Genomic DNA, 13,803 nt, shown 5'->3' with positions numbered 1-13,803 from the left:
AATATGGCACTTACGCCGCGCCGTTAAACCTCGATGATCTCAAAGTCAGATCCAAGCGTATCTGCCTGAGCTTGGCTAGTAACAACCGCTATACTTGCTTCAGCATCAAGTAAATAGGTTTCTGCAACACGTTTCAGATCATCAATAGTCACCTGTAATATGCGTGAGCGCACTTTACGACGCTGTTCTGGCGTACGACCAAACAAACTACTATGGTAGGCCTGCTTAGCTTCTCCGGCTGGAGAACCAGGCTTATCGATAGAACTAACCACACCTAGAATCGCTTCTTCCAGTCTCTGCTCATCGTGATCACTTTCTAACAGCCATTTTATTGAAGCATCAAAATCATCCAAGGTTTCGCTTAAACGAGGATCACGGTATGAGAAAAACCTAAAAGCAGCATCTCCTGAATCCTGACCTGCACCCGAACCATAAGCACCACCTCGCTCACGAATAGCTCTATGTAAAAAGCCATTGCGTAAAAAATCACCTAGCACAGTCAACGCAGCGGCATCGGGGTGCTCAACGGGCACTGTAGTAAAAGCTTTTGCACAAAAGCTAACTTGTGTACTCGTCACCCAGGCCTGCTTAACCTTCTCTCTCAAGGCTGGCAAACTAAACAGCCCAGTAGGTTTATCAGCTAATGACTGCCAGCTACTTTCTAAATAGTCTTGCAGCTGGTTTTGATGCTCCTCCTCAGCCACCATCAAAAACTGCTTAGGTGCTTGTGCAATTTTTTGATGTAGCTGCCCTAAACGTTCAGCAAGAGACTTAAGTGCAGACTCCTGTTTTAAGTCATCATCTAGGGTCTTGTAAAAAAGTATAGACTCAAGTCCTTTTGTTGCTTGGGCAAGCGCCGCAGCAGGACTCATTTTAGAGGTAGCAGCCATCATCGCTAAAGCATGTCCATGGCCGGTAATGCCTTGTTCTTTTCGTGTTCGCTGCTGTGATACAACCTCTTTAATACGTGCTAACTCATCAAACCGAGCGCAAGCTAAAGTCTCTTTCAGAAGATCAGTCAGCTGCGTCTGTTTAGAAACAAGCGCTTTACCTGATAAGGTAAAATAGCCGTTCACATTTTGTTCGTCATCAGGCATACCTCGCACAGAAGCAAAAGCATGAATGCCACCCGTTACTTCTGTTTGATATTGCTGGTTTTCTTGATAGCTACGTTCACCACAACCTAGCTCTGTAAGTAGATGGCTATATAAAGGTAATAGATGCTGCTCCTCCTGATCTAACGCAGGAAGTTGAATAATCACCTGTTGATAAACTAACCCGTTCGTTGCTCTATCAAAGCGCACATAAGGTAATTTAGAGGCTACATCTGTCGGTTCAGGCACTGACATATCATCAGGCACATCCGCTAATGTAACTTTAGGCAAAATAGACTCATCATCTTCATGATTCTGTCTTGCTTCAAGGGCAGCAGCACGATCAATAATTTGCTGTTTTTCAGCCTCACTTAGGCTCGCTTTAATCTTATTAAGCTGCGCTTTTTCAGCCGAATCTCGTTTCACAGCCAATTGATTATCAGGGCGCAAGGTTAAACGTACACGGTGCGGATTATCTAATAGATCTTTAACCATTCCTTTAATGAAATTAGGATCTTTAATCTCTTCACGAAGCTTATCTAAAACTGGATCAAGATTAAGTAAAGCGATTGGATCACCACGATTGATAGCTGCGCCTAAAGAAGCCATTAACAAGCTCATACCATAAGGATAGCCATCACCATTAATCTCTCTTTGATGAAGCTCCAACTGATGCAACTGAGCTTCCAACATTGCGATCGGCACGCCGTTCTCTGCAACTTCAGCTAATACATTTAAGACTAAAGCTTCAAACGCATCTGCATCTTGCGGCTCACTGCCTTCTAGACCACACATAAAACTCATTTCACGATTAGAGTCTTCTAAACCGCATAAGGGTGAAGGGGCACTGCCCAGATCCGTTGTTTCTAGAGCAAAGCGCAAAGGAGAAGCGCTGTTATCTAAAAGCACTCGAGACATAAGATGCGCTTTCAGCTGCGCTTCCAAGTCATTGGACTGACCTAATAACCAAGCCAGAACATGATGCGTTTTACCTGTTGTATCCTCTTGATCTAACTCATACCCCTCTTCTACACGTAAGGGTGAGAAATAACGTTTTTCATCATGTATCTCAATCGTCTCATCTAGTTTTTCAAACCGAGAGAGCGCCTTATCTTCAATAACAGCCTGTAGATCCGCAGCTGGAATATCACCAAAGGTCATGATAACCGCATTACTCGGATGGTAATGGGTTTTATAGAATGCTAGCAGTTCATCATAAGTAAGATCAGGGATACTTTCCGGCTCTCCCCCACTGTTATGATGATAGGTCGTGGTTGGAAATAGGTATTTTGTCACTGATTGCCATAAACGTGAAACCGGCGAGCTCATCGCCCCTTTCATCTCATTAAACACAACACCTTTATATTCTAAATTCGATTCAGCATTGTTAGGTTCAGAAAACTCGACACGATGCCCCTCTTGCTCAAAATCCAATTGATCTAAGCGACTAAAGAAAACAGCATCAAGGTATACATCTAATAGATTATAAAAGTCTTTACGGTTTTGACTTGCAAAAGGATAAGCCGTCCAGTCACTACTCGTCATAGCATTCATAAAAGTATTTAGAGAGCGCCGTGTCATCATAAAAAATGGGTCACGTACAGGAAAACGCTCACTGCCACACAAAGCGGTATGCTCCAAGATGTGTGCAACACCTTTAGAATCTTCTGGAACTGTACGCAAGCCAACTAAGAAAACATTTTCAGTATGGTCAGCTGCTATATGGTAATGCGCAAGCCCCGTTTTGGTATGACGATACTCTGTAACATCAATCCCGAGTGATTCTATTATTTCTGTACGGATAAATTCGAAAGTCTTATGCGGGGTTGGAGCAGTCTGAATAATTGTCATGAAAAAAATTGATCCCGTTACTGACAAGCTTAAAACCGGTAAAGCATCCTGCTTTGACGCAATAAACACAGCAAACTCTACCCTATTGATTGATTGTAATGACTATTAGCCACGATGAACAACCTTGAACAGCTTAAGTAGGCATAATTCTTCGCCTCTCTTTAATAAACTAAGGTCTAAGAGGGGCGCTAATAGCCATTATAGCAACCAATCACCCCCCACAGAAAAGCACCTTGAATTACCTATCTAATTGTTTATAAAGAGATAAAAATAGAAAGAGCAAAAAACAGTCTTTTTTTGTGCATTGCACAAAAAAATATTTGACAGGTTATTTATTAATCACTATATTGAATACAAATGCTGCAACGCACAAAGTTAATTTTTGATTCTCAGAGGAATTGAACATGTATGATGATCTGATGAAAGACGTCCAGGAAAAAATGCAACCAGCGATTGATGTTGCTGAAGTAAATAAAAAAGCGTTGGAAACTTTGTTTTCCCTTCAGTCTGAATACGTAACAGACTTTGTTGATTCAAGCGTTGCTCAGCTAAAAGCACTTTCAGAAGTTAAAGATGCTAAAGACGCTATTGAGCTTCAGGTTCAATTTTTCAAAAACTTAGAAGTAAAAATGACTTCAGTCGCTGAAAAAGAACTTGCTGCATTAACTACAGCAAAAGAAGAAATCTCTGGAATCGTTGAGAAGAGCCTTTCTGAAATCAGCGAAATGCCTTATGTATCTGATTTCAACAAATTTATAACAGAAGCTACTGAAGCAACTACAGCAGCTATCACTGAAGCAACGGCTGCTGTAGCGCCAGTTGCTGAAGCACCTGCAGCTAAAACTGAAGCGCCAGCGGCAAAAGCTGAACCGGTTGCTGCAGCACCTGCGAAGAAAGCACCTGCTAAAAGAGCACCTGCTAAACGCAAGCCTGCTGCACCTAAAACGGCTGCTAAGTAAGAATAGATCGTTTGGGACTACGTTACAGTCCCACTTCTCTACTCTGGCTGGTTAATTCAGCCTATATCCTTTGCCGGTCGCCCTGACCGGCTTTTTTTTGTGCCTTTTTGCCTGTAGCAATTGACCTTTCCCCTAAATTTAAAACCATCGTCTTACCAACGTACTGTCACTGCTGCTAAGTAGAAATCAAAAACCCCGTAATTACGGGGTTTTACTCAGAGCCTACATACCTTTCAACTAGTAGATTGCCAGCTTGCAGCCAACACAGGCTGTAACTGGTCCTTCACATTCTGAGGGATCTCTTCTCCAGCGCCCGTTGGAGCATCAAATACAGCCATTGCTTGGACCAAGGCATCAATAGCAGAATAATCTAACTCTTGACCATCAGCTATCATACTTTCAACTCGCGGTTCATCAGAGTCGTACCAGCTATTAATTATTATCGAATCATTTGTACCTATTTGACTCACAACAAGATCAGAGCCGTCTCTTGCAAACCAAAGGTCTTCTTCCGTTATACCATCAACAAATACTATTTGATCTTCCGAACCACCCAAGACTGAACCAGCAGCTTCATATATTTGATCTTCACCTGAGTTTTTACCTATTTCATATTGATCTGAACCGAAACCTCCTGACAAATAATCCTTACCTGCGCCACCCACTAATATGTCTTGCCCCAAACCACCTCTCAATACGTCGCTGCCATTGCCACCGTATAGTTTGTCTTTCCCGAAATCACCGTTCAACACATCCATTCCACTTCCCCCGAAAAGACTATCGTCTCCAGAATCACCGTATAAATGATCATTCCCGGCCCCTGAAAACAATTCTGAGCCTTGGGGTAATGCGAATAAATCATCATCAGCAGCGGTCCCAACAATTTGACCTTCACTTGGCTCAACATTAATAGCGAAATCGACTTGGGCCTGAGCACCACCGAGATCAGTTGCGATAACCCGAATAGATACCTCCCCCTGCTCTTCTAAGGCGGGGGTGCCTGATAACGTCATCGCCTCTGAATCAAACTTAAGCCATGAGGGAAGTGGCTCTCCATCAGCCAAGGTCAGACTAATAGATAGCTCATCGCCTACATCGTCATCAGCAAAGAGAGAACTAGGAATCGCAAAGCTAAACGTTTGACCTAAAGTAAGTGAAATATCATCAATGCTCCCTGATAATAAAGGTTTGTCATTTGTGTTATTCACCCTAATATTTAACGTACTTGTCGCCGTTAAACCACCTGAATCAGTCGCTAAAACTTCTATAGAAATGGAGCCAACATTTTCATTCTCTGGAATACCTAAGAACGTTGCACTCGCCGCATCGAATATTAACCACGAAGGTAAAGGCGAACCATCTGCCAAGGTAGCGCTCAACGATAACTGATCGCCTGCATCAACATCCGTAAATAAATCTTCAGGTAGGGTGTAAGTGAATGCCGTATCTTCCTCCGTAGTGTGGTCGATTAATGCGATATTGACTTCAGGGCTATCATTAACGTTATTAATCACAAGGCTAAACAGTTGCGATGCGGATGCACCTGCTAAGTCTGTCGCCGTTACGCTGATAGATAAATCCCCGACATCGCCATTATCGGGTGTTCCTGAAAGAGTTGAAGTAGTTACATCGAAGGTTAGCCATGAAGGTAAAGGCGAACCATCTGCCAAGGTAGCGCTCAACGATAACTGATCGCCTGCATCAACATCCGTAAATAAACCTTCAGGTAGGGCGTAAGTGAATTCAATATCTTCATCTGTCGACTGATGGCTCAACATTAAAGCTACTTCTGGTGCATCATTCACATTATGAACAGCAATATTAATTGTCTGCTCTAACACTTGGCCTGACTCGGATGTTACACGCAATAAATAGTTATCTGCACCTACATCGGAATTCTCAGGAGATCCTCTGACAATGCCCGTTTCGAGGTCAACTGACAGCCAATCAGGTTGTAAACCATCACTCAATGCAATCACTTCAATATTAGCGATCGAAGCGGCCCCTTGAATATACAGATTAAGATCTAAGAACGCTGAGTCAATATCCTCCACAAGGTCGATATCATTAATAGGATTTAGTATGAAATCATACAGAGCTACTATATCTTCAATTTCACTCGCAACGATAATTCCATCATCTGCCTCTATACGACTAATAGATGTGGAACTATAGTTAGCCCAATTTGATACCGTGATGACATCATCCGGCGAGAGAATAATCTCAAGATCACCGCCTTTTAAAGAAAACTCAAGATTAGCTAGTAGTAAACCACCCTCTAATAGAATGGTATTCTCTCCTAAAATATCAACAATTTGATCCTGACCTGACCCTAGACCGAAAATATAAACATCATTACCTTCTCCGCCTTCAAGAACGTCGTCACCCTCCGCTCCCGTAATTCGATCTACCACCGAAGTGCCTGTAATATGGTTATGCTCACTATCACCATTAAGATCAAAACCGAGAGCAACAAACTCTTCATAGCTGAGAGTCATATCATTGAATACAAACGTTTCTATATCTCGAGGACCACCTAAAACATCATTAGGATCAAAGTTTTCTAAATGAAATTCGATAGGATGGTTGTCAAATGTGATTTTTAACGAGCCTAAACTTAAACTGGGGGTGAAGCTACTAAAAGAACGTCCAACTTCAAGGCTATCACTACCTCCTATATCATTAATGTAGTAAATACCATTGAACTGAACACCACTAAAACCACCAAAAATATAGCGATCATCCCCTAAGCCGCCCTGATAAAAATAACTAGAACCCGTAGAAGATATATCTGAATAAATAACATCATTACCTTGCCCAGTAAAAACAGACACACTCGAATTTTGCGCGGCTCCCACTTTTACATAATCATTCCCATTGCCAGTCTCAACCTGGTTATGACCTGCAACAGGAAATAGGTCAATGAACTCTTCCAAACCTCCGAGGTTATAATCAGTTTCCCCAGAGAGATGAATCGTTGCCATAGCTTTAGACTCAAGACCATTGTCATCAGCCATGGTATATTCAATAGTTACCTGCTCACTTTGCCCCTCAGGTAGATAATCATATTTACCTATGGCCTGATACGATATTTGATCTCCAACAATTTCAATTTTACCGAAGCCTGAAATAATTTCAGCACTAACTAAAGACAGCATCTCATCAACATGAATGGAATCTGGATCGAAATCATTTTCAAGCGGTGAAATTAGGATAGTACTGTTAAGATCGCGCTGTAACCCTATAGTCGACATAGTAATCCAACTATTGTTGGTATACTCATTGCCACTGGCTAGATCAAGATTCGGCCAGAGAGCAACTATATTACCGCCAATGGAAATGATATTACTTTCATCTAACTCTATAGTCGAATCGATTGAGCCTTCATAGAAGGCAACCGCTTCTCCAATTGCCACACCTGACAAGTCATATAACTGCCCCATTAATTTATATGTCGAAGATGTTACCAATTCTTTGTACGCAACGAATATACCCTGCTCACCTGAACCAAGAGCAACAATCTCAAGATCAACATAATCCTGGGTGGATAGAAGGGTTATCAAACGAAGTTTCTCAGATACGGTTCCTTGTTGTATATCAACAAGAAGGAGATAAACATCAGTCCCGTCACCTCCCTCCTCCTCTAGCTTCTGGGTTGATTTAACGAAAAATTTGTCATTTTCTAATGCTAATATTGAATGATTTTCATCATACGCAATATCTAAATTAAGCTCCATTACAAACTGATTCGATTCGCCGGTTGTAATGACCGCGCTTACACCCTCAATCGCCGATCCATGGTAATAAAAACGAAGGCCTGCTCGGTATTCACTTAAAGGTAAATCAACTCCTGCAGCAACAGCATTAAGAAAAAAATCATTATCAACAATTAATTCATCTAGTGGCCCAACTGAAAAATTTTCATCAATTTCTTGTCGGTAATAACTATTAATAGGAAAACCGTCAACAAACTCTATCTCTTTTAAAACAACTGATAGCCCATTATTCGTCTCTTCAATTTGAACGATTTCGTAATTATATGTTTCAAAATTTTCTGCTTCACCAATCGGCACTCCAGCGTCATCAACGGCTTGGAACCACCACCCTGTAGACTCCCCACTTACACCAGTTGAAGTAGTATTCCAAAACAGTATTCTCTGATCACCTATCTGTTTTAAAAATACTTCTGACTGATAGTCTTCCGGATTAAAGGGGTATTCTAAATCAAATGCCTGATCAAACTCAGATACATATAAACGTGTAAGAGCGTAAGCAACAGGAACGACCGCATCATCAATCGCAACCGGTACATCATTAGTATTCTGTATAATTAGATTTAACGTGTTTATCGCAGTTAAACCACCAGGATCAGTCGCTATAACGTCTATAGAAATAGAACCGACATCTTCATTTAAAGGGACACCATGTAACGCTTTGACATCTGGATCAAAAGTTAACCACGTAGGTAGTGGCTCACCATTAGATTGTAATACTTGATAGCTTAATGAGTCGGACTCAGGGTCTGAAAAAAGGCCTGAATCTAAGTAATAGACCAATTCAGAATCCTCCTCAACTATTACATCTACCACTTCGCCAGCTACAGGCGCTGTATTCAAACGAAGCTGTATATCGGACGGAGTCAGAACAGTGCCATCTGTAAGGGTGTAGCTAGCAAATGTGGATTCGCTCCAGTTGGGAACTTTTATCTGATTATCACCTAACTTGATTATCAGATCACTACCGACCATATTGAAATAAGTTGTTTCATTTAAATCTGCATTTAAACTTAGACTGTTGACACCTAATGTATCCTGTATAGTTACATCTGAACCGGAACCGAGATTAATAATATAGCTATCATCCCCATCGCCCCCTTCAAGGTTTGATACGCCACCTTGGTGAATTAACGTATCATTACCAGTTTCGCCAAATAAATTGCTAGGTCCAAAACCGGTTACTAATGTGTCATTCCCTTGTCCACCAAACAGCGTGTTCTGCGCAGCGCCACCAATAAGATAATCATCTCCGGTAGAACCTAAATCGAAACGTGGATCTATATAACGCGAACCAATAAGTGCTTCATGACTTAAAGTCGTGGCTGAGCTATCAAATTGAAAAGACTCAACAGCACCAAGCATACCATTGTTAATATAAATGCCTTCGCCCAAATAACTTACGAAGAGATCATTACCAATAATATTGAGGTTAATATCCTCTAACTTAATGCCTGCACCAAAAACAATTTTGTTGATTTCGCCTGCCGTATCAGTAATGCTATCCGCAACACCATCAACAATGATGGCATCGCCTAATTCAAAGTAGTACGTATCGGAACCTGTTCCACCTTCTAGATAGTCAACTCCAGTACCACCTATTAACTTATCATCCCCACCTTCTGCGATCAGATGATCATCTCCGGCTCCGCCATCTAACTCATCATTACCGGAATTTTGTGATGAATAGTCTCCATGGTCACCATATAAAACATCGTCACCTTCGCCACCATACAATCGATCACTGCCACCCTGACCTACTAAGGTATCTTGGCCGCCATCACCATATAACCAGTCATCGCCATGATTTGTTGCAGCAAAGATGCTGTAGTGAAAATCACCGTTAATATAATCATCATCAGCACCGCCATAAAGATGGTCACTACCTCCATGCCCGTCAATAACATCATTTCCGGCTCCACCATAGATGAAATCATCACCATGATCATATACGGGAAGATCATTCGCATCTGTACCAACTAGATCACCTTGCAGCAGGTCATCTCCATCTTCTCCATAAATAAAATCCTTACCCGCTTGCCCCCAAACCTTGTCATTTCCATCACCTGCAAAAATAGTATCTGAGCCAGAAAAGAATGGGTTATGAGCTCCTGAACGAACAGCATCGTGAATGAGGTCCCCAGTTACCGCGAAGTCTTCTAAATCGAAGGGAACACGCTCGGAGTCCCCAAAAATAATATCATCTCCACCACCCGCATAAATTTTATCGCTATCCGCGCCGCCGTTGATCCAATTTGCATTCTTGCTTCCAATTAAGAGGTCATCTCCCCCTTCCCCCCCTAAAAAATCCGCGCCTTCACTCTCTTCAATAAAATCAATATTAAAAGCTATTTCTTGATCTTCTTTATTACCTGCAAAAAGATAGTCGTCACCATCGCCTCCTCGCAGTAAATCCGTTCCAGCCCCCCCTTCAATAGTATCACTACCGCTATACCCTAAAATAATATCGTTTCCAGCTAATCCATCTATCAGGTCATTACTATTCGTCCCTTCTATTTCATCATCATTAACCGTTCCAATATTATTAGGGTCAACCAAGATAGTGTCATAATCAATATGAAAATCAAAATCGCCTGGCTTGTAGTTTATAAGCTCTATCTCATTGTTATCATAGTCCTTAATAATTAACGATGTTCCAGACATAGATAATTTTAAATTAACGCTTTTCCATTGATTCGGGCCGACATTTAAAGCAATATTTAATGCGACTCCATTAATAATAAGTTTTCCGTCGCCATCATGATCCTCAATAACTATCCGTTGGCCATTGGCTGATTCAGTGTTGATGAAATACACATCATTACCTTCTTCATCTTCGGCAATGTCTCCTCCGCCCATATAATAAATATCTTGACCTTTACCACCAAAAAGTTTATCTACGGCATTATCATCTTGGTTTTCAGCATTGTTCGAAATAAGGAAGTCTATGCCGTCTCCGCCATATAAGTGATCTGAACCTTCCCCGCCAAATAGAGTGTCTCTACCTATATTCCCGTATAATCGGTCACTGCCTACATTGCCTCCAACGACGCCCCCTTCTACAGATGAAAAAATAACTCTAGCGGCTGATGGGTTTAATACATAAAAATTCTGAACTGTTTTACCTGTTTCTTTATCAAGAAAAACTATATCGCCATCAATTCCTTCAACTGTACCTGTATATATCGTTGAATAATTCAGCCTCGCAGTAAGATATAGTGATAAAAATCTAGAACGGTCTTCCCAATAGGGAGTACCTTCAAACTGTCGATCTAAATCGTTAATACTGGAATCCGTATAAAGACTATCATGACTCAATGCAAAGCTATTCATTTCTAATAGTGCATACTTTACAGATTTAGACAAATCATCACTTTCAATTAAGTAATCATTTATCTCATCATAATTTTTATTTGATAAATTAATGAAATTTAACGTAAAGTTTTGATAATCTTCATAACTATCAAAGCTATTACGTAGTTCATCATAAAGGTGAAAAACCTCATCTATAAAATCATCCTCATCATTTATAGTTCCAATATCAACATTAAATATCCCCCCCAGCGCTCGCAAAAATTCTTCCCCCCCCCCCTTATCACTTGGAGATAATGCTCTAATCGCTTGATTTATTTCATCAGTAGAATCATCTGATAGCTGAAGTTGACTTTCAGCAATAACAAAAAGACGAAGAAAATCAACTGCTTCATCAATCGGTACATCATTACTTAAAGCAAAATCTGCAGTAAAGTAACCATATGCATCCTCAATATCTTGCAGAAAATCAGCTGCTTCTAAAGCTAAATCAAGCATTAAATTTTGAAAATCAGGAATATCCTCACCCTCTTGGGTTAATGCATAAACAGTGAGTCCTATTGTTAACGCTCCGGCAGCAATTGCGACTAGAGAACCAACCACTGGCGCGCCAACTAATGTAATAATCCCTGCGGCACCATATCCTACAATCGAAGCAAGTCCAGCCTCTATAGTTAATATAGCTTCATGATCAGGCTGGATATTATTTTCCAAATCATTATTAATAATCCTCAGTTCATTGGCTATGTCTACAAAAGGAAGTGTTTTCGAAACGGCTTTTGGTAATGCTTTATCAATGAGTGACATAACACTTTCTGCCAATGAAAGCATTTTAACAATAACATCAATATCATCCTCTGATTCAGTCAGCGTATTAACTTTTAAAATAAAGTCTGTTCCTGCATAATGACCATCAAAGAAAATATCTAACTCTTTAACACTTCCTTGCATACCACCACTCATAATAATCCCTCATAAATAACAACCCACCCAACGGGGTTTATATGTTTTTTAAAAACAACAAACATTCCAACAAAAAACATCATTTAACATCAGAGCAACATTCTAAAAATGATGTTTTTTATTTTATGTATAACTTTAATAATGAATAAAAACATCATTTATTACTTTATTTATTTCAATAAAAAACCTACCTAAAATTCCAAGCCCTGCTTCTTCAAAAACCAGACACTTAACGTCAAATCAATAAAACAGTTACGTATAAAAAGAATATATTGATTTCATTTCTCACTAAGGCTTTCACTTTTATATCTAAGCAACGGCGCAGTTATATACTCAATCAACAACCGTTTACCTATCTTAATCTCTGCACTCACACCCATTCCCGGCACTAATGGAACCTCTCGCCCATCTACCATTAAACTATTTTTGGTTAACAGTACCTTAGCTTTATAGATCAGCCCGCGTTGTTCATCGACAGTGGCATCGCTTGAGATCGTTTCGACATGCCCATCGATAATGCCGTATTTAGTAAAGTTGAAGGTGTGGATCTTTACTTCAGCACTTTGTTGAGTGGACACAAAACCAATATCTTTATTTTCCAGCCAGGCTTCGACCTCAAGCTGTTGGTTTTCGGGTACAATTTTCATCAAGGTTTGCGCTTCAGTCACTACACCACCAATGGTATGGATGGCTAGCTCTTGTACAACGCCATTAACAGGTGAGGTTAAGATCTGCTTTTTATTCAAATCATTCGCTTTATTCAGTTCTTGGCCAAGGCTCAAGTATTCTCTATCCGTTTGCAACAGCTCTTGAAGGTTTTCACTTCGGGTACGTGCAATTAACGCTTGGTTTTGTTGTTTTAACTCATCAAACTGTGCTTTTAGCTGACGATTACGCGCTTTTGCACCGATGAGATCTTGCTGCTGTTCGATTCTTAATTGCTCTAGTTCTAGATACTGAACCCGTGCCGCCATTTTTTGCTGCATCAGTTTTTTAAGCGCACTTACTCGCTGACTGATCAATGGCAGTGTGCCTTTCAGTTTGTTTATCAGAGCAGCATTGACCTGTTGCTCTGCTTCTTTGTCGATAATTAGCTGAAAGAGCCTGGACTGTTCTGCGCGAAAGTTTTCTTGCTGTTGCATAAGAAGTAGTGTTTGTTGCTGTTGTTGGTAATTGCTTGCCTCAGGCCAAACTAAGCTGTGTGTTTTAGTCGCTATAGTTGATTGCTTATCTTTCGTTAATACGGGGTTATGGCTAGGCGTTTGATTAGACTTCGCGCTTTGCTCAGTGGGGTGTGTTTCAGATGCGGGGTTGGATAAACCTGCCTGCCGATCAAGGTATTGCTTAAAATAACCGAGCCGCTGCATATTTAATCTATTCTGCGTAACTTCTTGCTCTATCCTCTTTTGATTGGCTCCAGTTTGTCCCCTATCCAATTCGACTAATGGATCACCCGCTTTAACTAGCTGCCCATCTTTTACCAAAATATTGGAGACTACTCCCCGCTCAAAAGGTTGGATCAGTTTCACTTGTCCAGAAGGGATTATTTTTCCTTCCGCTGTGGCAACAATATCGACTTCACCCACACAGGCCCAAACGAGACCAATAGTAAATAAGGCTAATAACACATACGCCGTCACCCGGCTGGCAGGGTGCGGAGGTTTTTCCTTTATTTCTAACGCTGCAGGCAAAAAAGCCAACTCTTGCCGGGCTAAATCGTTATCTCCCATATTGGCACGCTCCTGCCAGCGACTATGGAGTTTTTTGACTACTTCCATCTAGTTAACGATTCCTTGTTAATTTAGCTTAATTTATTACCCTTACTAGTTAACCCTTAACTAGTGACGGCCT

General features: G+C 40.8%; 4 protein-coding genes. 1 reads left to right on the top strand and 3 read right to left on the bottom strand.

Annotated features, from left to right (window positions below):
- Positions 1-23: 23 nt before the first annotated feature.
- The gene (locus Q4486_RS13520; protein WP_303519789.1) at positions 24-2,945 is read right to left on the bottom strand and encodes an insulinase family protein; all 2,922 of its coding nucleotides are present in this window, start codon (positions 2,943-2,945) and stop codon (positions 24-26) included.
- A 404-nt stretch (positions 2,946-3,349) separates the two neighbouring features.
- Between Q4486_RS13520 and Q4486_RS13515 the strand changes: the two genes are divergently transcribed.
- Positions 3,350-3,904, top strand: coding sequence for a phasin family protein (locus Q4486_RS13515; protein WP_303519788.1), 555 nt, complete (start codon positions 3,350-3,352; stop codon positions 3,902-3,904).
- A gap of 233 nt (positions 3,905-4,137) precedes the next feature.
- On the opposite strand, the gene Q4486_RS13510 is transcribed toward Q4486_RS13515, so the two are convergent.
- Both Q4486_RS13510 and Q4486_RS13505 read right to left on the bottom strand, forming a co-directional pair.
- Positions 4,138-11,952, bottom strand: a complete 7,815-nt coding sequence (locus tag Q4486_RS13510; protein WP_303519786.1) for a putative Ig domain-containing protein — start codon at positions 11,950-11,952, stop codon at positions 4,138-4,140.
- Positions 11,953-12,230: 278 nt separating this feature from the next.
- A complete protein-coding gene (locus Q4486_RS13505) occupies positions 12,231-13,730 on the bottom strand; it encodes an HlyD family type I secretion periplasmic adaptor subunit (protein ID WP_303519784.1) in 1,500 nt (499 codons plus the stop codon).
- Between the last annotated feature and the right edge of the window lie 73 nt (positions 13,731-13,803).

The sequence above is a fragment of the Neptuniibacter sp. 2_MG-2023 genome, assembly GCF_030547495.1.
Taxonomy (GTDB): domain Bacteria; phylum Pseudomonadota; class Gammaproteobacteria; order Pseudomonadales; family Balneatricaceae; genus Neptuniibacter.
The sequence above is the reverse complement of the archived record's forward strand: the minus strand, read 5'-3'. Positions and strand labels throughout refer to the sequence as shown.